Below are 25529 nucleotides of genomic sequence, written 5' to 3' on the forward strand. Positions count from 1 at the left end.
TTGTGGTTTTTGAGTTTAGTTAATTAAGGCAAAACCTATAGTACTTCTAAATAGAAATCCATTAGCTCTTCTTTTAGGTCATAATGTAATTTTATATAAGTACGCATATCTTCTTTAAGCGTGTGTTGTTCATTTTGAAGACGTCCATCTATATTTTCATTGTAATCTGCATTATTAATATTTGCCATTTTATTTCTGCATCTATGCATTAATTTTGAAATAGCATCTTTTTCTATCATTATACGGTTTTGATAGACTTCAAGCTTCTTCATAAAAATAGGACCTTCTATACGAGGTACAATTTCTTCTAATTTTTCTTGGAAGGTATCCATTTCGTTAAAATGAAAACGTAATTCGCGTTTCCATGTTTCGATATTAAACTTTAAATCGCTTAAGTACATTATTTTACTTTGCATGACTGTGGTGTTTTATATGGTTATTAATTCTCTCTCCTTTATTAACTGTTTTTGGACATGATTAGGTACAGCACTATATCCTTCAAAAGTTGAAGAATAAGTAGCTCTTCCTTGTGTTATTGATCTTAACTGACTTGAAAAATCTGTTAATTCTGCTGATGGTATTGTACATTTGAGTATTTGGTAATGTGCTTCTGTTTCAATACCTTGAATTATAGCACGTCTACTCTGCAATTCGGTCATTACACTACCAACCATCTGTTCAGGAACTCTTAATTGCATTTGTTCAATAGGTTCTAGTAATTTAGGATTAGCATTTAAAAAGGCTTCTCTAAAGGCATGCGATCCTGCAATTTTGAATGATATATCATTAGAATCTACGGCATGCATTTTACCATCATAAACCATAACTCTAATGTCTCTAATATATGAGTCAGTTAATGGCCCTGATTCCATAACTTCTAATATACCTTTCATTATAGATGGCAAATAACGTTGATCTATTACGCCACCAACAATACAGTTATAGAACACTAATTTTCCATCCCAAGGTAAATCAACAATCTCTTTGCCTCTAAGTGAAAAACCTTCTGGTTCTGGCATACCTTCATAATAAGGCTCAATCTTTAAATGCACCTGACCAAACTGACCAGAGCCTCCGCTCTGCTTTTTGTGTCTATAGTTTGCTGTAGCACTGCGTTGAATTGTCTCTCGATAAGAAATTTTTGGAGCCTCAGATCTAGCTTTAACATCGTAAACATTTTCTAATAGCCAATTTAAAGTTGACAGATGCAACTCTCCTTGTGTACCAATCAATGTTTGATGTGTTTCACTGTTATAACTTAGATCTAACGTTAAATCTTGGCTATGAATACGTTTTAATGCATCACTAAGCTTTTCTTCTTCATTTTTATCTACAGCAAATACGGCTTTTATCAACCTTGGTTGTGGAAATTTAATAGGTTTTATGGTTCCCGCTTCGGCCGAAGTAGCTAAAGTGTCATTCGTTTCTGTAAATTTCAATTTAGTTGTTGCACCGATATCACCAACTGTTAACTTTTGAACAGAATTCTTTAATTTCCCATCCATAATATACAGCTGATTCAATGTTTCAGATTCACCTGTTCTGGTATTAAACAGCTTGTCATTAACGTTAACTTCTCCAGACATCACTTTAAAGAAGGTTATCTGTCCTAAATTCGGTTGATATATATTTTTAAAAACAAAAAGTGATGTATCATTATCTATTTCTGGTTTTATAAGATTACCTTCTATTGTTTGTTCTGGTTTTAAATCTGCTGCGGCTGGTGCCACATTATCAATAAAGCCCATCAAACGACCAGTGCCCATATCTTTTAAGGCGGAAACACAAAAGACTGGAAACATATCATGATTTAACATGCCCAATTTTATACCTTTTCTCAACTGGTCTTCGTTTAGTGTTCCTTGATCAAAAAATAGTTCTAATAATTCCTCGTCATTTTCCGCCGCTTTTTCCACTAGTTCATTATGAAGAAATGAAGCATGTGCCAACTGCTCATCTGGAATTTCTAATTTTTCTGGTTTTCCACCTTCAGGACCAAACTTGTAACATTTCATTTTAAGAATATCAATGATACACTGCGCACCATCAATCTTAATAGGATACTGAACTAAAACTGCATTATTACCTACCAACTCCTTAAGACTATTGAAACTCATTTCAAAATTGGCCTTTTCACTATCAATTTTATTAATAACAAATAAGGTTGGCTTATGATATTTATCTACGTAATTCCAGATAATTTCTGTACCAATATCTGCTCCATGTTTGGCATTTATTACAGTTACAATAGTATCTGCTACGCGGATAGAAGACATTATTTCACCAATAAAATCATCTAATCCTGGTGTATCTATAATGTTGATTTTAAAGTTACGCCATTCTGTATGTAAAGGTGTAGCAAAAACAGAAGCACCGCGTTGGTGCTCAAACTCATGGTAATCGGATATTGTATTTTGTTGCTCTACTGTTCCTCGTCTATTAATGAGACCAGCCTCAAAGAGCATAGTCTCAGATAAGGTGGTTTTGCCAGCACGATGCGTACCAACAAAAGCCACATTTTTAATGTGTTTGTTATCAAATACTTTCATATACTATGTGGTTATTGATTATTTATATCTTCTTAAAAATTATACCTTTAAAGGTACTTTTACTTTAATAGAAAAAATATGATATAAGTTAGGTTTTGAATATTTTTAGCAAGTAATTAGTATTGAATAAGAATCATTTGAACGACACGATAAATTTTCAGGAACTATTTGAAGGTTTTCAAAATACACCCTTACTTTGGAACGGATCAGATATATATGGATTTGAGCAATTTTGTCCTAAATATACCTCAGAGCAATTTGACCAGAATTCTGAATACAAAAAACTGAGATTAGGGAAATGGGTCGAGAATTTTGTCTCTTTTCAACTTCAAAATCAAGATGATGTTGCGATTATTGAAGAAAATCTTATCATAAAAAAAGAAAAACGAACGATTGGTGAATTGGACATTTTACTTGTAAGGAAAGATCAGCCAATTCACATTGAAGTTGTTTACAAATTCTACTTATACGACAAGCGTAATCTTTATGACAATCCACTGGCCTGTTGGATTGGACCAAATCGAAACGATGCATTGGTATATAAACTGAATAAACTAAAAGAGAAGCAGTTTCCACTACTCTACCATTCAAATACCATAGAGGTCTTAAAAAAACACAAATTTGATGTAAACACCATTAAACAGCAGGTGTGTTTTAATGCACAATTATATTTGCCATACCAAAATAAAGATATTGATGTATCTCCTCTAAATAAAGACTGTGTTGTAGGGTGGTATTTAAATATTAAGCAAATCAATGAACTAGAAAACTTTCAATTTTATATTCCCAAAAAACTGGAGTGGCTTTGTATCCCAAAAGAAAATGTTGATTGGTTATCTTTTGTTCAAGCTAAAAATGAAATTAGGACCAATATTGCAAATGGACAGTCTCCGCTATGTTGGCTAAAAAACGAGTATAATGAATTTCAAAAATGCTTTATAACTTGGTGGTAATGGAGCATAGTTATTTCAAAATATACAAGCCTTATGGTTACTTAAGTCAGTTTGTAAACCATCAAAATAAAAGACGAAATAAGAAACTATTAAAAGTACTTTATGACTTTCCTGAAAGTGTTATGGCCGTTGGTCGGTTAGACGAAAAATCAGAAGGTTTACTATTAATAACTACTGATGGAAAGTTTAGTAATTACATCACAAGTTCTAAAATTGAAAAAGAATATCATGTGATGGTTGATGGTATAATTACTCCAGAAATTATTATAGAGTTGAGAAATGGTATTGAAATCTCTATTGATGGACAACCTTACATGACAAAAAAATGCAACGCTAAAATCTTAAATGACACTTCTCATATAGAAGAACGCTTTGTTAGAGATGAACGTCATGGACAAACGTCATGGCTATCTATAACAATTACAGAAGGTAAATTTAGACAAGTCCGTAAAATGACGGCTAAAGTAGGCTTACCAACTTTAAGATTAGTAAGAGTAAGAATTGGAGATTATAAACTAGAAAACATGAAACCTATGGACGTATTACCAATTAATTATTAGAAGCAGTATCAGATTCTGATTCCGCCTCTTTGGCTTTTTCCTTTATGACCACTTTTTCGTTATTAAAAATAATGGTTGCTTTAACACCTGTTAGTAAGTTCCATTCTTTGGAAGAAATTACTTTTCCTTTATCATCATATACCACGAACTCAGCAGTATTTGGCCCGGATTCTCCTTGGTTTAAAGCAATAATTTCTACTGTGTTTTTACCATCTGCTAAATCAACTTCAACACGTCTATAACTATTGGTTAATAGTAAGTTAGATTTAACTATAAATCCATTTAGTTGTATCTGAACACGGTCTCCATCTGCATATTCATGGTCCCTACAAACAATATTTACAAACTTAGTATCCACATTGTGTTCTCCTAAAAACTGATCAGACATTGTTTTTACAATACCACCTTTCATAGCTTCCTTTTTCCAACGCTTTTCATAAATTTCACTTGGACTTTTTAAACCATCATCATCTATCATGGAAAATGGCTTTTCGGATTCTTTAATCACAAACTTCTTTTTAGCATCCTTAGAATCGGCCTTGGTTTTATCTTCTGCTTTTTTAGGTATAGGAGCTACTTTTATTTTTACAAGTGAAGAATCCTTTTTCTTTTTTGAGACTTCTGCGGGAATTCTAACAGATCTATTCTCTTTGTCTTTTATTTCCTTTTTCTTATCCTTTTGCGCAAAAACCATGCTGCTAAAAAGAATGCAGAGTACTAACGATATGGTTTTCAATGTTTTCACGTCTAAGTAAAATAAGTTTTAATCAACAAAAAGTATAGTACAAATATCGTACCTATTTCAAAATAAACGTATAAAAACATAAATCCTTACAAAAAAACGTTAAAACTTACCATTAAAGCTAATTCTTAATTTTCTGTTGTATTCTTCAAAAAGCCAATCTTTATAGTTCTGGGTACTGTTCATAATACAATAGCTATACTGCTTTATGCGATAAGCAATTTCATCTTGTAGGTCCTTAATTAACTCTCTAGCATCGTAGACATCTTCACTGTTTTCAATGCAAATTTTAGAATGTTGTTCTATTGACCGTTCTATAACTGTAAAAGACTTTTTTCCTAAACTAATAACATCTTTATACTCAGATTTCACATCAAAATCTAAAGATTTAGATTTTTTAAACTTAGCTTTCAATGAATCTGGCATAGTATATACAAAGTCACGTTCAAGGGCTTCATCATCAACAATATTCTCTAAGTAAAAATCAGGATATTTAAAGATATGTTGCCAATCTACAACTTGACTCCAAGGTCCAAAACGGGCTACGTTATTTCCCAAATCTATTACCTGAAATGACTTTCTATCTTTATAAATACGACTTCCACGACCAATCATTTGGAAGTATAACGTCAACGAACGTGTAGCTCTATTGAGAATAATAGACTCTACTGAAGGTTCGTCAAAACCAGTGGTCAGAATACTTACTGAAGATAAGACAGCATCTGGTGTGTTTTTGAACCACTTTAAAATTTCTTTCCGTTCTTGCTTGCTTGCCGTATTATCTAAATGCTGAACGTTGTAACCTGCTTTTTTGAATGTATAATAAACTTCCTTTGACGTATAAATACCATTATTAAAAATCAAGGTTTTTTTTCCCTTCGCTAATTCTTCATAAGCAACTAAAAGTTTGGTTTGCATTAAACTATTAGTGTATAAAGCCTCAGAAGATTTTACGGTGTAATCACCATTAATTCCAATTTTAAGTGAAGTTAAACCAACATCGTAATGGAAAAATTCTGCATTGGCTAAGAAACCGTTTTTAATCAATGTAGAAATATCATCACCTACAATGAGCTTTTTATAGTTATCCTTCATGGGTAGTTTTATGTTACTACTCAAAGGTGTTGCAGTAACACCAAGAATAAAGCAATGCTCAAAAAACTTAAATAATTTTCTAAAAGAATTATAATGTGCCTCATCTATAATAACTAAGCCAACATTCTTTAACTCAAAATCCTTGTCAGAAAGTCTATTATTTAAAGTTTCTACCATAGCAACAAAGCATTGATAGTCATCTTGGTCTGGTAAGGTTTTCACCTTACTGTTAATCACTTTATTCTTTACATTAAACCCAGAAAGTACATTAGATGTTTGTTTGCAAAGTTCAATTCTATGCGTAAGGATAACTACTTTTTTGTTACGCTCTTCTATATAACGTCGTACGATTTCAGAAAAAATAACAGTTTTTCCTCCACCAGTTGGTAACTGATAAAGAAGATTAAAATCATCAGACTCATCATTCATAACATCAAAAATGCGATTGAGATCTTTGACCTGATAATCATAAAGACTTTTCTCAGTTACATTAACGTTAAGTGATTTTATATCTGTATTCATTTAGTCTACTTTCCTGAAAGGTTAATTTTGCAAAAATAGCACATTGTATTAGTTTTTAAAATGAATGTTAACAACATTTAACAAGATTGGTATTGTTCTTGTGATTAATAAATAATTAACATTTAAATAAAAACATTATGAAATCATTTAGAAGAAATTCTGCAGCGGTCAATGCAGGATCTATGGCAGACATTGCCTTTTTGTTACTTATTTTCTTTCTAGTAACTACTACCATTTCTACCGATAAGGGTATTTTAAGACAATTACCTCCTATTTGTGAATCTGGAGAGTGTACTGCAGACATTCCCGAACACAACTTATTAAGAATCGCAATGAATGAGAAACAAGAAATTATGATAGACGAAACCATAGTAAAAATAGATGAGGTCGAAAATCTTGTTAGTGCGTTTATTGATAATAATGGTCTCAATACTTGCAATTACTGCGAAGGTGAACAATCTGAAGAATCTTCAGACCACCCAAAAAAAGCTGTTATATCATTAAGCCACGACGCATTAACTAAGTACAAGTTGTTTATTAAAGTACAAGATGAAATTACTGAAGCTTACTACAACTTAAGAAAGCGCTATGCAAAACAAGTCTTTAATAAGGTTCCAAGTCAGTTAGATGAAAACGAGTTGGTGGCAATAAGAAAAGCCTATCCTTTCAAAGTTTCTGAAGTTGCAGTAAAACGATCTAATTAGATATTGAATCTTTGGGTTGTATGCAAAACTCGATGTTCACTTTCTTTTTGCCCCATTTTTTTGCTTTTTTCACATCGATTCCCATGTAAATATCAATGCGTTTTCTCCAACGCTTGTTCATTTTATCTTTAACAGTGAATAAACTATCAAAGCCTTCAATTTTCAATTTGGTATTATGAACTAACCCAGAGTCTAATAAATCTCTTGAAACAGCTATATATCTTAAACCGGGCTTTAAACTATCTCCAAATGCAGTAATATGTGGGTTTTTACTCGTTTGGTATGCCAAAGAATTATAAGCTGTAGCAGTTACTTCAAATGAATTTTTAACGCAGCCCTCTTCTCTACTATTGCAAGAATAAAAAACTACAACCATAAGAACTAAACTAAGTATATAATACTTCATAGTTATAAATATACTGATAATAGTTAAAAATTGTTAAATCATTACCTTGTTTTGCATAGTACTGTAACATTTTCATTTTTCTGTCGTCTATTAAGTATAAATCAATTAAAAAAACAAAAATCATGAGAACTTTAAACAACAATCAAATTACAAGTACAACTGTAGAAACAAAAAGTTATGCTTGGAACAACAAAAGACGTTACAGATAAAACGTAACAATTCATCAATCAAAAAAAACAAACAATTATGAGAACTTTAAACAACAACCAAATTACAAGTACAACAGTAGAAACAAAAAGTTATGCTTGGAACAGTAAAAGACGTTACAGATAAAACGTAACAATTCATCAATCAAAAAAATCAAACAATTATGAGAACTTTATCAAAAATTGTCAATACATCTAACAGTTTAGATGATGACTTAGAAACTATTAAAACCTGATTAATATGCACATCAGAACAAACAATTATTTAAACTAAAAAGTCAGTTTCATAAATAAAGAAACTGACTTTTTTAATATTATAATTTTGATGAAATTATTTTTTAATAATTTTCCTTGTAATTGAACTTGATGCACTATTTAACTTTACAAAATATATACCTCCTTGGAATGAGGACATATCAATTACATGCGTTTTGTTAGATGCTAAATTACCACTAGAAACATTTTGACCCAAAGTGTTAAAAATTTGATAATCAATATCTTCATTAATATTACTAAGTGAAATATTCAGATCATCTCTAACCGGATTCGGATAAAAACCAATTAAATTTTCTAAACTAACGTCATCAATACTTAAAGGATCTTGAGCATTGAATATTACAGCTTCACTAGTACCAAAATCACCTCCTGCAATGATAACATTACCATTTTCATCTTCAAGATTATAAGATCCAATACCATAAGCACAACAGATACCATCATCTGCTGAATCTGTAATAGTAAATGTATAGCAGTCATCAAAAGCAGGTATTGTTATCATTTCTTGATATACTGTTGCATTAGCATAAGCTGAAGAAGGCCCACTGCTAACTACTGTACCTAAACTATTTCTAAGCTCCCAACCTGTCTCATAACCATAATTATCTGTTGTGATATTAAAAACAATTTGAGAAGTTGCATAAGATGGTGATACATCAAAGTTGAAGACAAAAACATCGTTAGAGGTGTTCTCATCTGTATTATTATTTGGATTAGTTACAGAAACAGTAAACGTATGGCTTCCAGGACTTAAGTTGCTATAGCTTGGCGTAGCAATAACTTCTGAACCGTTATTAGCTAGATTTCCTGTCCAGTTAACTGTCGTGCTAGATTCAGAGTCAATATAATAAGAGATATCTGCTGATGTTAAATTCAAATTTCCAGGATTTAATAAGGTTACAGACGGTACAAAATCATCATTACATAGTTCTGTAGAATTTCCTGAACCAATACTAACTCTTGCATCTATATCATAAGTTTCTAAAGGAGGGAATTGACCTAAAACTTCTACACCAGAGTTAGATGGGTCTAACCATTCTTTTAATCTTGTTGCGGTTGTGCTTCCAAAATCCCAAGCTACACCAAAACGACCATAATAATCGTGTTGACCATTGTTAGATGTTCCATTACAAGCGGCTTGACCACCTGATAGCATACCAATTAAGTGCCCCGTTTCATTAAATAATCCTGAACCAGAAGAACCAGGTTCTGTTACACCAAGTTCCCACTGATCTATATACCACATTTTTGTATTTGGAACTTCAAAATTAACATTTGCTCTGTAGGCACCATCATCTTCTCTACACACCTTTTGAATATCACCACTTGGATGATGAATTCCAAAATTTACAGCAGGGACATCAGTTGTAGATCTATTCCAACCTGCCCAAACTAAATTATCTTCATTGGCAGTAAAAAAGCTAGTATCAGTAATTTCTACTAGTTCCATATCCGACTCAGAACTATTAGCCCTTAAAATAGAACCACTTACAGTTTGATTGAATGAACCATTCGGACTAGCCGCTGTTGTAGAACATGATGGATTAGGACTTCTCCAGTTAAAACGAAATGCCCAACTACCTTCACCTCCACGACAGTGATTCGCAGTCATAAAATATGCTTTGCCATCATTATTAGTATTGTTAACAAGCGTACCAGAACAATTCCCTGTACCACCAACTACAATCATAGCAGATGCTGCCTTCACCTCCTCTTTTCTTGTGTCTAACTGAAAAGGATCTGATGCTGGTGTGATATCACAATCTACATCTTGGTTACAATCACCAGAATCACCTAAAGCTTTCTCATAAGTTGCTGTAGTACGATAACCATGTACAACGGAACCAACAGTGATTTTAGCTTCACCTACAACATTTGCTGGCTGATAATATTCAATATAAGCATGGTTACCTTCAACTAGCCAAGTTCCTAAAACTTCTTCAGGATTATTATTATGGTGTGTAAACGGTCTCAACAAATCTGTCTTTTCTTTATTATATACATAAAGTTTAGCACCAACAGGAATTTTAAAAACATCAAACAAAAAATTTATTGAATAAGCTCCTTCTGAAGTGTAAGCCATTCTCCAAATTCGGTCTCCATTTTCTAAAGTCGTCCACTTACCTACTTCATTAAAATCGTGATCCACATATATATCATGGCCAAATCGCCAAGGAATAGATTTATTTTTATCATTGATCTTATCTTCATCTTGTAATTTCTTTAAATCAAATGAAGCAAGTTTGTGTGGTTTTACATCGGTTAGATTATTTAAAGCCCAACTAGGTGGCTTAACTTCATCTGGTATCTCTTGGGCAAATGACAATGTAACAAACAATGCCATTACATAAAGTAAATTTAATTTCATATTAGCTTTTTTTTTATTTAGAATGACTAAAATTAACACATTATATGTGATTACCATAGCCTATATTTTAAGATTCCTTTAACAATAGATTAAATGCATATAAATCCGATTAAGTGCTTTGAGGTGATTAAAGGATTTTAAGACTTTGTTTAAGATAAAAATCTATTTACTTTTAAAAAAACTACGTTTTATGTATCACAAGACCATTATAATCTTTTTAATCCCTTTAGTGTTAGTAATGAATTGCAAATCTGAAATTTCTGAAGAAAATCAGCTAATAGAAAATGCTAAAGGTATCCATGAACGTGTCATTACCTTAGACACACATTGCGATATAAACGTAAAGAATTTTACGGATTCACTTAATTATACTCAAGATTTAGACACTCAAATCACTTTACCAAAAATGAAAGTTGGTGGTTTAGATGTCGCTTGGCTCATTGTTTACACTGGTCAGGATTCATTAACAAAGACTGGCTACGAAAAAGCTTATGACAATGCCATGTCTAAATTTAATGCCATCCACAAGCTGGTAAATGATATTGCACCAGATGATATTGAATTAGCTGTAACCTCTGATGATGTTATACGCATTAATGCAAAAGGCAAAAAAGTTGCCATGATAGGTATTGAAAACGGTTATCCTATTGGGTTAGACATCAATAATGTTGAAAAATTTTATAAGCTTGGCGCACGCTATATGTCCTTGTCTCATAATGGTCATAGTCAACTTTGCGATAGTAACACTGGCGAACGTGATAGTATTTGGTTGCATAATGGTTTAAGTGATTTTGGAAAAATAGTTCTTAAAGAAATGAATCGTGTTGGAATGATGATCGATGTATCGCATCCATCAAAAGAATCTATGAAACAAATGATAGAACTCACTAAAGCTCCTATAATTGCCTCACACTCTTCTGCCAGAGCTTTATGTAATCATAGTAGAAATTTAGATGACGAACAATTAGGTTGGTTAAAAGAAAATGGTGGTGTTGTACAGACTGTGGCTTTTAAATCGTATTTAAATACTGAAAAGTATGAAGCTCGAGACAAGGTTCTGCATAAACTAAGAAAAGAAGTCATGGATTCTTTGGGAACACCTATTATTGAACGTGGTGAAATTGCTAATATCTCTGAAACTGAGCGTGAGGCTTATTACAGTAATTTTATAAAAATGAGAGTTATTGTTAAGGAGAAATCTAAATCAATGCCAGACTTACCACCTGCTGTAGATGTAACTGATTTCGTTAACCACATAGATTATTTAGTAGAAAAAATTGGAATTGACCATGTTGGTATAAGTAGTGATTTTGATGGTGGTGGCGGAATTGAAGGTTGGTCTGATGCGTCCGAAACCTTTAATGTGACTTTAGAATTAGTAAAACGTGGTTATACTGAAGCTCAAATTGAACAACTTTGGAGTGGTAATTTGTTAAGGGTTTTAGATGAAGTTGAGGCTGTGGCTGAAGAGATTCAATCTAAAGAGTAATTATGTTAATTACTTGGCATTAATATAAACATACCATCAAACTAATGGAAAACGAATTTGCAAAAGTAATGTCTGAAAGGACAGATGAAGAACTAATAAAAATTGTAACTGTAGAAAGAACAAGTTATAACCCAAAAGCAATCGAAGCAGCAGATGAAGAAATTGAAAACCGGAATATTGATACATCTGAATTTAAAAAGATTAGAGAAAAAGTGACAACGGAAAAAGAACAAAGGGAAAAAGTTGACTCAAATATTGTTAGTTCTGGAATAAGATTTTTACATTATATAATTGACTTTACCATTACCTATTTATTGATTTTAATAATATTTATAATTCTAGGACTTTTTATAAACCCAACTTCGAACAGCTTTATTGGTAGTTTATTGACTCTTATAACAGTTCTCGGAACTTTCTTTGCATATTATTCAGTAATGGAAATAAAGTTTCAAAAAACAATTGGCAAATTTATTACTAAAACTAAAGTTGTAAAAATAGATGGAAATAAACCAACAGCTTCTGAAATTATAATTAGAACTATAAGCCGATTAATTCCCTTTGATGGAATTTCATACTTATTTGTAAAAAATGGATTGCATGATTATTTATCAAAGACAAAAGTGATAAAAGACACCCCAAAATAAAATACTATTGCCAACAACGAGTATAATTAATTGCTTCAATAACCCAACAATTCTCTCAAAGCACCTTCAAACTTACCTTTAGCCATATACTGATCTTCTAAATGTCCAATAAATGGAATAGGTGTTTCCATACTTGCTACACGCTTAACTGGTGCATCTAAGTATTCAAAACAGTTTTCCATTAGCATCGCAGAAATATCACTCGCAATACCACCAAATAGAGAATCTTCTTGAAGAATAATTGCACGCCCTGTTTTCTTTACAGAATTGTAAATAGAGTCTTTATCTAACGGTTGTAATGTTCTTAAATCAATTAAATCTGCAGATATATCAGTATTATTTTCTAAAGTTTCTAAAGCCCAATGCACTCCAGCTCCATAAGAAATAATAGTTACAGCATTGCCTTCTTTTAAAAGTGTAGCTTTACCAAATGGTAATGTATAATAATCTGTAGGTACCTCTTGTCTAATACTTCTATATAAGGCCTTATGCTCAAAAAATAGCACAGGATTTGGGTCATTAATAGCTGTAGCTAACAACCCTTTTGCATCGTAAGGAAATGCTGGATATACTACTTTTAAACCTGGTGTTTTAGTGAACCAAGCTTCATTAGTTTGCGAATGAAATGGACCAGCTGCTACACCTCCACCACAAGGCATTCTAAGTACAACATCTGCTTGTTGTTGCCATCTGTAATGAGATTTTGCTAAATAGTTTACTACAGGATTAAAACCAGAGGTTACAAAATCTGCAAACTGCATTTCTACAACAGCTTTCATACCAGCAATAGATAAGCCCATACCAGCTTCTACTATTGCAGATTCACAAATAGGTGTGTTACGTACTCTTTCTTTACCAAACTGCTTTACAAAACCTTCAGTGATTTTAAATACACCACCATATTCAGCAATATCTTGCCCCATTATTATTAAGTCTTTGTGTTTTTCCATAGACTGCTTTAAGCCTTGAGAAATAGCGTCAACTAAACGTAATTCTTTTGTTTCTTTATTGGGTGCAACTTCTTTATAATCAAATGATTTATAAACATCATTTAATTCTGTAGTTTCATCAGGTATAATATCAGATTCTGCATAAGCAGATTCTAAAGATATTTCTATTTCTTTCTTGATTTCTGCATTATAAGCTTCGTCTATTTCTGCAGTCAATATTTTTTTACTGAACAGATAGCTTCTAAAGTTTTCTATTGGATCTTTAGCTTCCCATTCTGCTATCAATTCTTTTGGTACATACTTAGTGCCACTAGCCTCCTCGTGCCCACGTCTTCTGAACGTTTCGAATTCAATAAGAATAGGCCTAGGTCGTTTTCTTATGCTTTCTACTAATTTTTTAACCTTAGTATAAGTTTCTATAATATTATTACCATCTAAGACAAAAGCTTCAATACCATAACCTTTTCCTCTATCTGCTAAATGTTTACAATGATACTGTTCGTTAGTAGGTGTAGAAAGCCCATAACCGTTATTTTCTATGCAAAACATTACTGGTAATTGCCAAACAGAAGCTACATTAAGTGCTTCGTGAAAATCTCCTTCACTTGTTCCTCCTTCACCAGTAAACACAGCTGTTACCTTCCCGTTTTTCTTCAAAAGATTTGCTAAGGCTATACCATCTGCAACACCCAATTGTGGTCCAAGATGAGATATCATACCAACAATATTGTACTCTTGTGTACCAAAATGAAACGAACGATCTCTACCTTTTGTGAATCCACTCGCCTTTCCTTGCCATTGGCAAAATAAACGATGTAACGGAATCTCTCTTGTTGTAAATACACCAAGATTTCGGTGCATTGGCAAAATATACTCACTAGGCTTTAAAGCCATAGTAACTCCAACAGAAATAGCTTCTTGCCCAATACCAGAAAACCATTTTGACACTTTACCTTGACGAAGTAGAATTAGCATTTTTTCTTCAATAAGTCGAGGTTTCAGCATATTGTAATAAAGCTTAAGCAAACCTTTATCACTTAAATTTCTTTTATCAAAGTCTATATTGCTTTTCGTAATTGTAGGCATAAGTTCTTCTTTCAATGATACATCAAATGTAAATAAAATTGCTTCAATATGGTAGAATGAGCTTCAAATAGTAAATAAATCCGACCTAATTTTTTAATACTATTTTCGCTAACTTTGTATATTGTTGAAAATTTAAATTTAAATCCAATGGATAGAATACCTAGTGTAGATTTAAAGGACTTCATTTCTGATGATCCTAAACGAAAGCAAAAGTTTATAGATGAAATAGGAAAAGCTTACGAAGATATTGGTTTTGTGGCATTGAAAGGTCACTTTCTAGATGACGAATTAGTTGATAATTTATATGGTGAAGTTAAGAATTTCTTTAACCTACCTTTAGAAACTAAAGAAAGTTATGAAATTCCGGGAATTGGTGGTCAACGTGGTTATGTTTCTTTTGGTAAAGAAAGTGCTAAAGGCAAAAAAGAAGGGGATTTAAAAGAGTTCTGGCATTTTGGACAATACGTTGAAGATGATGAAGAGCGCAGAAAAGAATACCCAGAAAATGTAGAAGTTAAAGAATTGCCAGAGTTTAATAAAGTTGGTAAGCAAACCTATGCCATGCTAGAGAAAACCGCAAAATATGTTTTGCGTGCATTAGCTTTGCATTTAGATTTAGAAGAGACTTATTTTGATAATTATATCCACAACGGAAACTCTATTTTAAGACCAATTCATTATCCGCCAATTACTTCAGAACCTAAAAATGCTGTTAGAGCCGCTGCTCATGGGGATATTAACCTTATCACTCTATTAATGGGTGCCCAAGGTCGCGGTTTACAAGTACAACGTAATGATGGTGAATGGATAGATGCTATTGCTGAACCAGATGAATTAATGATTAATGTGGGTGATATGTTGTCAAGACATTCTAACAATAAATTAAAATCTACAATACACCGTGTTATTAATCCACCACGCGAACTTTGGGGAACATCTCGCTATTCAATTCCATTTTTTATGCATCCAATTAGTGAAATGAAATTAGATGTTTTAGAAAGTTGTATCGATGATGATAATCCGAAACAATTTGAAGATATCACAGCAGGCGAGTTTTTAAACGAGCGATTAATTGAACTTGGACTGATAAAGAAATAGTTTTCAGTGTCTAGTCTCAGTCACTGCTTACTTACTGTAAACTAGAGACTGCGACTAAATACTGTGACTGTAAACTGAACACATGGATTTACAAGATCAATTAAAAAATCTTTTCCCTGACCATACACCAGAACCTACAGATTCATCTCAAGATTCCAAAGATAAGTTGTGGTTACAAGAAGAGCCTATTATTTGCAAATACGAAAAACGTAAAGGCAAACCAATAACTATTCTCGAAGGCTATACAGGTGCCACTGAAGATTTTAAAAAATTAGCAAAAGAATTAAAAACTAAACTTAGTGTTGGTGGCAGTTTTAAGGACGATAGAATAATCATTCAAGGCGATTATCGCGATAAGATTATGTCGATTTTAAAAGAAAAAGGATTTAATGTAAAACGTGTTGGAGGTTAATTTTTTATGGGAAAACGCATACTTCATATTACCAATGGTAGTGTTCTAACGGAATACTTAAGAGAACTCGATTTTACTGATGACATTCTAACTTGGCAAGAAATGTTATGCGAAGGACCGACAATACCTAAAATAGATTCTAAGGAATTCTTTGATTTAAGAAGAGAGTTTTTAAAATCTTATTATGATATAGAAGTTAATTCTAAAGAGCTTCAAGATGAATTATCCAAATTAGATCAGGCAGATGAATATGATGAAATTAATTTGTGGTTTGAGTATGATTTGTTCTGTCATATCAATCTAATTGGTGTCATTAATTTACTACATCAAAAAGAAATCAACAAACCGTTATACCATATTTGTAGCGGACGCGTAGAAGGTGAGAAAAATTTAAAAGCTTTAGGAGAATTGAGTCCTGAACAACTAAATTCTCACTACCGAAATAAAATACTTTTAACACAAGATGATATTGATTTAACAATTGCTTTATGGCGCACCTATTGTGGCAAAGACCACAATATTTTAAAGCCATACATTGTTACAAAATCCAGTTTTAAATACATGACTAATTGCTTAAAGGCACATTTAAAACGCTTTCCTCATCAAAAAAGTGGACTTAGTGTACTAGAGGATAACATTCTTAGACTTGTTAGAGATAATCAGATTAAATCATATCACCATCTCCTAGGTTATAGCCTTAATTATCAAGGTTATTATGGTTTTGGAGATACACAGATGAAACGTATTATTGATAAGCTTTCTATCTTTTTTGATGAATCTGAATCTGAATTAAAACTTAATAGAAAAGGACATAAAGCATTATTGAGGCAAAATAATTTTGCTGCTGAAATTGGTAATGATATGTCTTATGGAGGTGTTGAACGCTTAGAATTTCAATTTAGTGTAGAGCAGAATAAACTGATTAAAACCATAATGAATGTCGATTAAAGATTCAGAATTAATACTAAATCCAGATGGTAGTGTTTACCACTTAAATCTAAAGCCTGAAGATATCTCAGACACCATCATATTTGTTGGTGACCAAGATCGAGTTGAAAAAATAACTAAACATTTTGACAGTGTAGAGTTTAGTACTCAAAAACGCGAATTTAAGACTCAAACAGGTTATTATAAAGATAGACGTATTACAGTCTTATCTACTGGAATTGGACCTGATAACATAGATATAGTATTGAACGAACTCGATGCCTTGGTTAACATTGATTTAAATACTCGCAAACCTAAAACTGAGTTAACGAGTTTAAACATTATTAGAATCGGTACGTCAGGTTCACTACAGGCAGATATACCTGTAGATGGTTTTGTAATGAGTACGCATGGATTAGATATAAATGGTATGTTACATTTTTATCAAATAGATGGTATAAGTAATCCAGAAATAGAAGATGCATTTATAAAACATACCAATTGGGATAAGAATAAAGCTAGACCGATTATCATTAATAACAGTAAGTATTTAGAAAAATATTTTGAAAGTGAAAAGATATTTAAAGGTATGACAGGGACAGCTGGCGGCTTTTATGGACCACAAGGAAGGGTTCTAAGATTACCACTTCATGATCCTACATTGAATTCAAAATTGGACAATTTTAGTTATAAAAATTTCAGAATTACAAATTTTGAAATGGAGACTTCTGTAATTTATGGATTGTCTAAGTTATTAGGACACGAAGCATTGTCTTTAAATGCCATTATTGCGAATAGAGCAAATGGTGATTTTAGTAAAGATCCAAAAAAGACTATAGAAAAATTAATTTTATATGCCCTAGAGCGTATTGTGAATATTTAGATGAAGAAAGTAAACATAGGAGGCGTACCAGAACATTTTAATTTAGCTTGGTATTTAACCCTTAAAAATGGCGAGTATAAAGCCGAAGGCATTAATCTTCGTTGGCACGACTATCATGGTGGTACTGGCGCTATGTGTAAAGGATTGCGTAGTGGAGATATAGACATAGCCGTTATTCTTACTGAAGGTATTATAAAAGATATCATAGATGGTAATCCATCAAAAATTGTTCAGACTTTTGTGGAAACACCTTTAATTTGGGGAATTCATGTTGCCGAAGATTCAAAATTTAAAACTACGGCAGATATAAAAGGCACAAGAGCAGCGATTAGTAGATATGGCTCTGGCTCCCATCTTATGGCATATATTAATGCCAAAAATAATGATTGGAACTTAGACAAGGATTTAAAATTTGAAGTCATTAGAAATTTAGATGGAGCTGTTGATGGACTTACTAACGGTGATGCAGACTACTTTATGTGGGAAAAATTTACCACCAAGCCTTTGGTAGATGATGGTATATTTAGACGTATAGATAACTGTCCTTCTCCTTGGCCATGCTTTGTTATTGCAGTGCGCGAAGAATTTATTGAAAATAATGAAGATGATTTAAAAACAATTTTAGATATTATTAATCAAACTACATCAGAATTTAAATCTATTCCGAGAATTGATAAAACGATTGCTAATCGTTATGAACAAGAATTAGAAGATGTGCAAGAATGGTTATCCTTAACTGAATGGTCACAAGAAGTCATAGATAAGAAAACCATTAAAAATGTACAGGAGCAACTTTTTGATTTAAATATAATTCCTAGAAAAGCGGACTATTCGGAACTAATTCATAAAATTTGAATACTATTTAATACTCAAAAAGTAAGAATTATACACTTTATCCTTATAACTTTTTCTATTTCAAAAATTTAATTATATTTGAGATAACTGAATCTCAAGCTATTAATACAACTACCAGATTAATATGATTATTAACATAATTCTGATTTTATTTTCTTTAGTTGCATTCAACTTTTTATTATTAATTTTTAGTTGTAATAAAACACCTAAAAAGCTCGATAAAAGGAAACCACCTTTCGCAAAAGCAGAAAAAAAACCTACTACAGTTTCCACTCAATTACCGACGAGCCAACTTGCTCCAACTGGGAGTTAGTTTTACTAAAATGTTTATTTCCAAACCAATATCCTCTATTTGCACTCAATGGAGAGGGATGACCAGTTTCTAAAACAAAATTTTTAGATGTATCAATAAGTTTCTTTTTCTTTTTGGCAAATCCACCCCAAAGCAAAAAAACAACATTACTTTTTTCGTCACTTATTGTTTTAATTACTACATCTGTAAATTGTTCCCAACCTTTGTTTTGGTGACTAGCTGCTTGATGAGCTCTAACTGTTAAAGTCGCATTTAAAAGAAGTACTCCTTGATCGGCCCATGGCATCAAATTCCCACTCTGTGGGTAATCAATACCTAAATCTTGTTCAATTTCTTTGAAAATATTAATCAGTGAAGGAGGATGATTAATGCCATCATTTACTGAAAAACATAAACCATTGGCCTGACCAACACCATGATATGGATCTTGACCAATGATAACAACTTTAACATCATTAAAAGTGCAATGGTTGAAAGCATTAAAAATATCAGAACCTTTAGGAAAACATTTATAAGTTTTATATTCTGATTTCACAAAATCAGCTAAATCTTTGAAATATGGTTTTTCAAATTCAGCTTGTAAATATGGTTTCCAACTTTGGTGAATATCAACGTTCATTAATCTCAAATTTTGATCAAAAATAAGAATAACAAAAGGAATTTAAGGTATTAGGCATATCTCAGTATTTACCCTAAATTTGCAACTCTTTAAACTAAAATTAAATCATGATACGTATTCATGAAAAAACTTTAAAAGACCTTGAGTTTTTTACAGTTTTAAATCAAGTCAGCGAGCATACCATTACAACTTTGGGTAACAAAGCCGTATTGAGTATACTACCTATTGAGTCAGAAGAACAACTTCTACTTGAGCTTGATTACGTTAATGAATATCTGTCATCCTTTGATAATGATAACAGAATTCCTAATCATGGATTTGAAACTATAGCTAAAGAGTTAAAGCTTCTTAAAATAGAAAATACGTATCTCGAAGTTTCTAGTTTTCAAAAATTGGTAAGCATCTCATTAACTACTAATTCTATTTTAAAGTTTTTAGAAAAATTTAATGAGTATTACCCAAACCTTAGTCTATATAGCAAGAATATAGAAATCACAAAAGCTATTATAGAACAAGTTGATGTTGTTGTAGACCGCTTTGGTGACATAAAAGATGATGCGTCACCTCTACTTTCTGAATTGCGACAATCTATCAACAAATTAAAAGGTAAGATTAATAGTAGTTTTTCTTCAGCATTAAACACTTATCATAAGTTAGAATATCTAGATGACATTAGAGAATCTGTTGTGGACAATAAACGCGTACTCGCCGTTAAAGCGATGTATCGCCGAAAAGTAAAAGGTGCCATAATGGGTGGAAGCAAAACTGGAAGTATTGTTTACATAGAACCCGAAACCACACTCCAATATTCTAGAGAACTCAATAACTTAGAGTACGAAGAGAAAGAAGAAGTTATAAAGATTTTAAAAGAACTTACAGATTATATTCGCACATTCTTACCACTTTTAAAAAACTATCAAGACTTTCTCACCAAAATAGATGTCATTTCTGCAAAGGCAAAGTATGCAAAAAGCATCAATGCTATTTTACCAGAATTTTCAAAAGAACGGAGTATGTATTTGCGAGATGCTTATCATCCTCTACTCTATTTAACTAATAAAGAAAAAGGCGAAAAGACATTTCCGCAAACTATAGGGTTAGAAAAGAGCAGTAGAATTATTGTGATTTCCGGACCAAATGCTGGAGGTAAAAGTATTACCTTGAAAACAGTTGGTTTACTACAAACGATGATACAAAGCGGTATGCTAATTCCTGTACATGAGCGTAGCAAAGTTTGTTTGTTTGATCGAATTCTTAGTGATATTGGTGATAATCAATCCATAGAAAATCATTTAAGTACTTATAGTTATCGCTTAAAGCAGATGAATTACTTCTTGAGAAAGTGCAATTCTAAGACCTTATTCTTAATTGATGAGTTTGGTACAGGAAGTGATCCAGAGCTTGGTGGTGCTTTAGCTGAAACTTTTTTAGAAGTTTTTTATGAACGTGAAGCTTTTGGTATCATAACAACCCATTACTCTAACTTAAAGCTTTTGGCTAATGAGTTACCTTACATGCAAAATGCTAATATGCTATTTAATGAGCGGAGCTTAGAACCTATGTACAAATTGGTTACCGGACAAGCAGGAAGCTCTTTTACTTTTGAGGTAGCTCAGAAGAACGGGATTCCTTATAGCTTAATCAACAAGTCTAAAAAGAAAATTGAACGTGGCAAAGTAAGGTTTGATGCCACTATTGCAAAGCTTCAAAAGCAAAGAAGTCGATTAGAAAAAACTGAACAATCACTTAAGGTAAACGAAAAGAAGAAGCTCTCTGAAGCAGAAAAACTGGAAGAAACCAATGTAAAAATTCAAAAAAAGCTAGAAAGCTTTCAAGAATTATATGATAGTAATCAACGCTTAATTTACTTAGGACAAAAAGTAAATGATCTTGCCGAAAAATTTCAGGATAATAAGAAAAAGCGAGAGTTGATGGCTGAGTTGTTCAGACTCGTTCAAATAGAAAACTCAAAACGCAAAAAAGTATCTGCAAAACAAAAACGTGCTGAAAAAGCTAAAGAAAAGCAGATAAAACAAGAAGCTGAGAAAAAAGTAGAAGTTATCCGCAAAGAGAAAAAGGCTGCTAAAAAGAAAGAAGTTAAAGTAGAGAAGCCAAAACCAATTTTAAAAGTTGGTGATCGTGTGCGTATGCATGATGGTAAAGCTGTTGGCAGTATTGATTCAATAGAAAAAGGAAAAGCTAACGTTAATTATGGGATGTTTACAACTAACGTTAGCTTGGATTTATTAGAGTTGGTTGAGGCTAAATAAAAACTTCATTTAAACTACAAACGTGTAATTGTGTATACTACTTCAACATGTTGCCCGCCACTTTCTTTAAACTGAAGTATAAATTCTTGTGTTTCAGTAATAGTTAACAAATCGATAGTGACATTGATATCGCCCATAAATTCATTAGGATTACTAGGAGACGAATCTACTTCAGTCATACTGCCTACCATAGAAAAATAACTATAGTCGCGGTAATCTGGTGCAACAGTAAAAAAACCTCGAGAACCAAGCGTCACATCATCATAAGTTACATGTAAAGGATCATTAGCAGACTCATACAATAAAGTTTCAGTCTCTTGTGTAACATCGGTGTTTGAGCTTATTCGAGCCCTTATAACTCCAGCAATTTCAAGTCTACCACCTTCACCATCCTTTATATCGGTCGCATACATTTTAACTAAATCGATCTGGAATGTAATTTCCGTTGGCTCATCTGACAAATTCTCTCCATCTTCTTCTGTAGAACAGCTAAAAAAGGATACGAATAAGATTACAAAAAAAGTTAGTACTACTCTTTTAAAAATAAAATCATTTGTTTTCATAATAAATATGTTTTTGTGGGTTTAATTATTCTGTAGTGATCTTAGATTGGTAAGTCTGCAGCCTTATCCAAAATAAGACACCACAAAAATGTTTTTGTCGTTCTTCGACATGTCAAAACTAGAGACCAAAACGCCTGGAATCTAATTTTGAGTATGGACAAACCATGGACATCATTATTGAAAAACCATATATTCTCAATCATATACACGAAACAAAAAATAATTTAAAATGCTTATAATCAATGATTTAAATATTTTAATTTTAATGTTTCTTGTGGACAATAGGTGGACAAGATGTTTTAGAAACTACCATAAACGGAAGTATCAATGTCCATGGCGTTTTAAATTTAGCTAACTTCGTTAGTATATAACTTTAATATCTAATCATGATTTTTCGGTACAGTTTTCTAATACTCTTTCTTATTTCTTTTAAGAGTTTTGCTCAGAAACAAAGCAAAATAGATAGTCTATTAAATATCTATACAACTACTAAAGTTGATAGTATTAAATTAAAAGCGGTTAATAGAATAACATCGCATTACCTCTACAGAGATATACAAAAAGCAAAATCATACGCTTTTAAGCAGCAAAATTTAGCAAACCACTTGAATGAGATTGACTACAAAATAAAAGCTTCTCATCATATAGCCGTAATCTATAATATCTTAAGTCAGCATGATTCTGCAAGATTTTATATAAACAAAACTCTAAAGTTGTCCAAAGAAATTAACCATTTAGAGCAACAATCGATATCACGACATAGTTTAGCCAATTTAGAGATATCGCTTAATAATTTAGATGTAGCTGAGAAAATCAATTCTGAAAATCTAGAGTTCAATAAAAAAAGGAAAGACTCCTTAGCAATAGCATTATCATATGATTTAGAATGTTCAATATATATTCAAAGAGAACAATATGAAATTGCCTTAAAAAGCGCATTGCATAGTTTAGAAATTGTCAAGGCTTTAAACAAAGAGATTAGAATAGCTGATGCACTAAACAAGATTGCTGTTATTGAGAATTCATTAGAGAATTTTGATTCTTCAATTGTTTATAGCAAGCAAGCTTTAAAGATTTATGAAGAATTTGAAGATATTGAGTATCAATCTCAAATTTGTAATATTATTGGAATTTCTTATAAATTCAAAAAGGACTATGAGTCAGCAAAACAATACTTTAATAAAAGCATCAGTATTGCAGAACCAAATGGGTATAAATCTATTCTTATTGTTAGTAAATCTCATCTTATCGATATTTATATGGAAGCCAAAGATTTTGAAAAGGCAAAGACACTAATTGATGAGTGCAAAGACATTGCAAATTCAATAGGTTATGATGCAATGGTATTATATTCTAACATGAGATTAGCCAAATACTATAAGGCAATAGGTAACTATACTAAAACGCATCATCTATTAGATAGCTTAATGAGTGACAAAAATCTTTTGCTAGAAAACGAAACTAGTATACATTTAATCAAGTCCGAAACTTACAAGCTTCAAGATAACTACAAAGCCTCCTTAGCCAGTTATGAATTATATAAGAAAATCCAAGATTCTACATTTAAGAAGAAGAATATATCTAAAATTAATGAATTAAGGATTATACATAAAACAGAGCAGAAAGAGGCTGAAATAGCATTGCAAGACGAAGAAATTAAAACATTGAATGTCCAAGCAGAAAACGATAAACTTACCAAAACGCTCTATGGCATTGGCATGTTTTCGTTTTTAGCAATAGCAGGACTACTCTATTTTGGGTTTAAACAGCGAATAAAGAAAAACAAAATAGAACGCGAAAAGCAAGAGGAAATATATAGAAAGGAAATTGCCTTCAAGAAGAAAGAATTGGCATCACAGACTCTTCATTTAGTTCAAAAAAGTACTTTCATTCAAGAGATGAAAGAAAATCTTGAAAAAATTAAAAAATCACCAGAACTATTTAAAGTAGAATTTAGACGATTGGTAATGCTACTTAAAAAAGAAAGTGCAGAAGATAAAGATTGGGAAGTCTTTAAAAGTTATTTTTCTGAAGTGCATAACAACTTTGACAAAAAAATTAAAGTACTTTCAGAGGATATTACGGAAAAAGAAATTCGCTTAGCGTCTTTCTTAAGAATGAATTTAACAACAAAAGAAATCGCTTCGATGCTCAATGTATTACCTGACAGTGTTATTAAATCCAAATATCGTCTTAAAAAGAAGTTATCACTTGGGAAAGAGGATGATTTAACGCAATTTTTAAATACTTTATAGCTCTACCTCGTATCTTTGCATAGTGATTAAAGACATTCCAAAAGACAAGCAATTAATATTATTTGATGGCGTTTGCAACCTTTGCAATAGCAGCGTCTTATATGTTATAAAGCGCGATAAGAAAAATAAGTTTTTATTTGCGCCATTACAAAGTGATATTGGTAAAGAAGTTGTTGAAGAATTTAATATTGACACCAATAAAACAGATTCGATTCTACTTTATAAATCAGAGACTAACTCCATAAAGTACAAATCTTCAGCAGCAATTCATATAGCGAAATATTTAGGCTTTCCTTCAAATTTATTGGTGGTGTTTTTTATAATTCCAACTTTTATTAGAAATTGGGTTTATGATTATGTAGCAAAAAACCGCTATAAATGGTATGGTAAAAAAGAGTCTTGTATGATTCCAACTCCAGAATTACAATCTAAATTTATTACATAAAAAAGCCTTTTAGCATCCATCTAAAAGGCTTTTATAAATTAACAACTTACTTAAAACTAATTTAATGTAACAAAATTTAATTCTTCAATTCACTTATCATGAGGGAAATAAGAATTAGTTAATAGCACATTAATTTTGTCGTCGTAAATATAATTTACTTGCTAACTTTAATAGAAAAAACTCGATATACGACAGTTTATTATTGATTAAAAATGTTAACGTGCAGAAAACGTCTGTAAGGTGTATTTAAAAAACAATATAGACTAATTAAAAAGCTATACTTACGTTTTATTTGATACAAGTCACTCATTTGAGGTTTAATTAGACTAAGCATTACAA

At 31.9% G+C, this 25529-nt stretch carries 22 protein-coding genes; 13 read left to right on the forward strand and 9 right to left on the reverse strand.

Features of this window, described 5'->3' with window-relative positions; all coding sequences use genetic code 11:
* Positions 1-35: 35 nt before the first annotated feature.
* Together Q0822_RS10030 and Q0822_RS10035 are read right to left on the reverse strand one after the other, a co-directional pair.
* Positions 36-416: a hypothetical protein gene (locus tag Q0822_RS10030; RefSeq protein WP_299123087.1), complete on the reverse strand. Its 381-nt coding sequence runs from the start codon at positions 414-416 to the stop codon at positions 36-38.
* A gap of 12 nt (positions 417-428) precedes the next feature.
* On the reverse strand, positions 429-2549 hold the full coding sequence (locus Q0822_RS10035; RefSeq protein WP_299123090.1) for an elongation factor G: 2121 nt from the start codon (positions 2547-2549) through the stop codon (positions 429-431).
* Between the two features lie 137 nt (positions 2550-2686).
* Here Q0822_RS10035 and Q0822_RS10040 point away from each other — a divergent pair, with 137 nt between their 5' ends.
* Together Q0822_RS10040 and Q0822_RS10045 are read left to right on the forward strand one after the other, a co-directional pair.
* Positions 2687-3502 carry a DUF1853 family protein gene (locus Q0822_RS10040; protein WP_299123092.1) on the forward strand — a complete coding sequence of 272 codons (816 nt, stop codon included), beginning with the start codon at positions 2687-2689 and terminating at the stop codon, positions 3500-3502.
* Entirely contained in the window at positions 3502-4062 is a 561-nt protein-coding gene (locus Q0822_RS10045) for a pseudouridine synthase (protein ID WP_299123094.1), read from the forward strand. Before Q0822_RS10040 ends, Q0822_RS10045 begins: the two co-directional genes overlap by 1 nt.
* On the opposite strand, the gene Q0822_RS10050 is transcribed toward Q0822_RS10045, so the two are convergent.
* Both Q0822_RS10050 and Q0822_RS10055 read right to left on the reverse strand, forming a co-directional pair.
* Positions 4052-4807 (reverse strand): hypothetical protein, encoded by a 756-nt coding sequence (locus Q0822_RS10050; RefSeq protein WP_299123095.1) that lies wholly within the window; start codon positions 4805-4807, stop codon positions 4052-4054. The two genes, Q0822_RS10045 and Q0822_RS10050, sit on opposite strands and share 11 nt — an antisense overlap.
* A gap of 99 nt (positions 4808-4906) precedes the next feature.
* On the reverse strand, positions 4907-6421 hold the full coding sequence (locus Q0822_RS10055; protein ID WP_299123096.1) for a DEAD/DEAH box helicase: 1515 nt from the start codon (positions 6419-6421) through the stop codon (positions 4907-4909).
* Between the two features lie 137 nt (positions 6422-6558).
* Between Q0822_RS10055 and Q0822_RS10060 the strand changes: the two genes are divergently transcribed.
* Positions 6559-7125, forward strand: coding sequence for a biopolymer transporter ExbD (locus tag Q0822_RS10060; protein ID WP_299123099.1), 567 nt, complete (start codon positions 6559-6561; stop codon positions 7123-7125).
* On the opposite strand, the gene Q0822_RS10065 is transcribed toward Q0822_RS10060, so the two are convergent.
* Complete coding sequence (locus Q0822_RS10065; protein WP_299123101.1) at positions 7118-7531, reverse strand: hypothetical protein; 414 nt, start codon at positions 7529-7531, stop codon at positions 7118-7120. The two genes, Q0822_RS10060 and Q0822_RS10065, sit on opposite strands and share 8 nt — an antisense overlap.
* Before the next feature lie 537 nt (positions 7532-8068).
* Positions 8069-10381: a T9SS type A sorting domain-containing protein gene (locus Q0822_RS10070; protein WP_299123102.1), complete on the reverse strand. Its 2313-nt coding sequence runs from the start codon at positions 10379-10381 to the stop codon at positions 8069-8071.
* 190 nt (positions 10382-10571) lie between these two features.
* On the opposite strand from Q0822_RS10070, the gene Q0822_RS10075 reads away from it, so the two are divergent.
* Together Q0822_RS10075 and Q0822_RS10080 are read left to right on the forward strand one after the other, a co-directional pair.
* Complete coding sequence (locus Q0822_RS10075) at positions 10572-11870, forward strand: dipeptidase (RefSeq protein WP_299123104.1); 1299 nt, start codon at positions 10572-10574, stop codon at positions 11868-11870.
* Positions 11871-11914: 44 nt separating this feature from the next.
* A complete protein-coding gene (locus tag Q0822_RS10080; protein WP_299123106.1) occupies positions 11915-12514 on the forward strand; it encodes an RDD family protein in 600 nt (199 codons plus the stop codon).
* Between the two features lie 35 nt (positions 12515-12549).
* On the opposite strand, the gene Q0822_RS10085 is transcribed toward Q0822_RS10080, so the two are convergent.
* Positions 12550-14550: a dehydrogenase E1 component subunit alpha/beta gene (locus tag Q0822_RS10085; protein ID WP_299123108.1), complete on the reverse strand. Its 2001-nt coding sequence runs from the start codon at positions 14548-14550 to the stop codon at positions 12550-12552.
* 147 nt (positions 14551-14697) lie between these two features.
* On the opposite strand from Q0822_RS10085, the gene Q0822_RS10090 reads away from it, so the two are divergent.
* The 5 genes from Q0822_RS10090 to Q0822_RS10110 all read left to right on the forward strand — a co-directional run bounded on the left by Q0822_RS10090 (position 14698) and on the right by Q0822_RS10110 (position 18725).
* Complete coding sequence (locus Q0822_RS10090; protein ID WP_299123110.1) at positions 14698-15648, forward strand: 2-oxoglutarate and iron-dependent oxygenase domain-containing protein; 951 nt, start codon at positions 14698-14700, stop codon at positions 15646-15648.
* Between the two features lie 82 nt (positions 15649-15730).
* The gene (locus tag Q0822_RS10095) at positions 15731-16060 is read left to right on the forward strand and encodes a translation initiation factor (RefSeq protein WP_299123112.1); all 330 of its coding nucleotides are present in this window, start codon (positions 15731-15733) and stop codon (positions 16058-16060) included.
* A gap of 6 nt (positions 16061-16066) precedes the next feature.
* Positions 16067-17008, forward strand: coding sequence for a DUF1835 domain-containing protein (locus tag Q0822_RS10100; protein ID WP_299123114.1), 942 nt, complete (start codon positions 16067-16069; stop codon positions 17006-17008).
* Positions 16998-17870 (forward strand): nucleoside phosphorylase, encoded by an 873-nt coding sequence (locus tag Q0822_RS10105; protein ID WP_299123116.1) that lies wholly within the window; start codon positions 16998-17000, stop codon positions 17868-17870. The genes Q0822_RS10100 and Q0822_RS10105 overlap by 11 nt, the downstream gene beginning before the upstream one ends.
* Positions 17871-18725, forward strand: a complete 855-nt coding sequence (locus tag Q0822_RS10110) for a substrate-binding domain-containing protein (protein ID WP_299123117.1) — start codon at positions 17871-17873, stop codon at positions 18723-18725.
* A gap of 260 nt (positions 18726-18985) precedes the next feature.
* Here the strand turns inward: Q0822_RS10110 and Q0822_RS10115 are convergent, their stop codons facing one another.
* Positions 18986-19657: a uracil-DNA glycosylase gene (locus tag Q0822_RS10115; RefSeq protein ID WP_299123119.1), complete on the reverse strand. Its 672-nt coding sequence runs from the start codon at positions 19655-19657 to the stop codon at positions 18986-18988.
* 107 nt (positions 19658-19764) lie between these two features.
* On the opposite strand from Q0822_RS10115, the gene Q0822_RS10120 reads away from it, so the two are divergent.
* Entirely contained in the window at positions 19765-21927 is a 2163-nt protein-coding gene (locus Q0822_RS10120) for a DNA mismatch repair protein MutS (RefSeq protein WP_299123122.1), read from the forward strand.
* Between the two features lie 14 nt (positions 21928-21941).
* On the opposite strand, the gene Q0822_RS10125 is transcribed toward Q0822_RS10120, so the two are convergent.
* The gene (locus tag Q0822_RS10125) at positions 21942-22490 is read right to left on the reverse strand and encodes a hypothetical protein (protein WP_299123127.1); all 549 of its coding nucleotides are present in this window, start codon (positions 22488-22490) and stop codon (positions 21942-21944) included.
* A gap of 386 nt (positions 22491-22876) precedes the next feature.
* On the opposite strand from Q0822_RS10125, the gene Q0822_RS10130 reads away from it, so the two are divergent.
* Both Q0822_RS10130 and Q0822_RS10135 read left to right on the forward strand, forming a co-directional pair.
* A complete protein-coding gene (locus tag Q0822_RS10130) occupies positions 22877-24745 on the forward strand; it encodes a tetratricopeptide repeat protein (RefSeq protein WP_299123129.1) in 1869 nt (622 codons plus the stop codon).
* Between the two features lie 22 nt (positions 24746-24767).
* On the forward strand, positions 24768-25190 hold the full coding sequence (locus Q0822_RS10135; RefSeq protein WP_299123130.1) for a DUF393 domain-containing protein: 423 nt from the start codon (positions 24768-24770) through the stop codon (positions 25188-25190).
* Positions 25191-25529: the final 339 nt, after the last annotated feature.

The sequence above is a fragment of the uncultured Winogradskyella sp. genome (assembly GCF_947496485.1).
Classification (GTDB): domain Bacteria; phylum Bacteroidota; class Bacteroidia; order Flavobacteriales; family Flavobacteriaceae; genus Winogradskyella.

Excerpts from the sequence above, each read along its gene's own strand:
- Q0822_RS10030 (WP_299123087.1), bottom strand. The coding sequence starts at position 416 with ATGCAAAGTAAAATAATGTACTTAAGCGATTTAAAGTTTAATATCGAA.
- Q0822_RS10035 (WP_299123090.1), bottom strand. The coding sequence starts at position 2,549 with ATGAAAGTATTTGATAACAAACACATTAAAAATGTGGCTTTTGTTGGT.
- Q0822_RS10045 (WP_299123094.1), top strand. The coding sequence starts at position 3,502 with ATGGAGCATAGTTATTTCAAAATATACAAGCCTTATGGTTACTTAAGT.
- Q0822_RS10055 (WP_299123096.1), bottom strand. The coding sequence starts at position 6,421 with ATGAATACAGATATAAAATCACTTAACGTTAATGTAACTGAGAAAAGT.
- Q0822_RS10060 (WP_299123099.1), top strand. The coding sequence starts at position 6,559 with ATGAAATCATTTAGAAGAAATTCTGCAGCGGTCAATGCAGGATCTATG.
- Q0822_RS10065 (WP_299123101.1), bottom strand. The coding sequence starts at position 7,531 with ATGAAGTATTATATACTTAGTTTAGTTCTTATGGTTGTAGTTTTTTAT.
- Q0822_RS10070 (WP_299123102.1), bottom strand. The coding sequence starts at position 10,381 with ATGAAATTAAATTTACTTTATGTAATGGCATTGTTTGTTACATTGTCA.
- Q0822_RS10075 (WP_299123104.1), top strand. The coding sequence starts at position 10,572 with ATGTATCACAAGACCATTATAATCTTTTTAATCCCTTTAGTGTTAGTA.
- Q0822_RS10080 (WP_299123106.1), top strand. The coding sequence starts at position 11,915 with ATGGAAAACGAATTTGCAAAAGTAATGTCTGAAAGGACAGATGAAGAA.
- Q0822_RS10085 (WP_299123108.1), bottom strand. The coding sequence starts at position 14,550 with ATGCCTACAATTACGAAAAGCAATATAGACTTTGATAAAAGAAATTTA.
- Q0822_RS10090 (WP_299123110.1), top strand. The coding sequence starts at position 14,698 with ATGGATAGAATACCTAGTGTAGATTTAAAGGACTTCATTTCTGATGAT.
- Q0822_RS10095 (WP_299123112.1), top strand. The coding sequence starts at position 15,731 with ATGGATTTACAAGATCAATTAAAAAATCTTTTCCCTGACCATACACCA.
- Q0822_RS10100 (WP_299123114.1), top strand. The coding sequence starts at position 16,067 with ATGGGAAAACGCATACTTCATATTACCAATGGTAGTGTTCTAACGGAA.
- Q0822_RS10105 (WP_299123116.1), top strand. The coding sequence starts at position 16,998 with ATGTCGATTAAAGATTCAGAATTAATACTAAATCCAGATGGTAGTGTT.
- Q0822_RS10110 (WP_299123117.1), top strand. The coding sequence starts at position 17,871 with ATGAAGAAAGTAAACATAGGAGGCGTACCAGAACATTTTAATTTAGCT.
- Q0822_RS10115 (WP_299123119.1), bottom strand. The coding sequence starts at position 19,657 with ATGAACGTTGATATTCACCAAAGTTGGAAACCATATTTACAAGCTGAA.
- Q0822_RS10120 (WP_299123122.1), top strand. The coding sequence starts at position 19,765 with ATGATACGTATTCATGAAAAAACTTTAAAAGACCTTGAGTTTTTTACA.
- Q0822_RS10125 (WP_299123127.1), bottom strand. The coding sequence starts at position 22,490 with ATGAAAACAAATGATTTTATTTTTAAAAGAGTAGTACTAACTTTTTTT.
- Q0822_RS10130 (WP_299123129.1), top strand. The coding sequence starts at position 22,877 with ATGATTTTTCGGTACAGTTTTCTAATACTCTTTCTTATTTCTTTTAAG.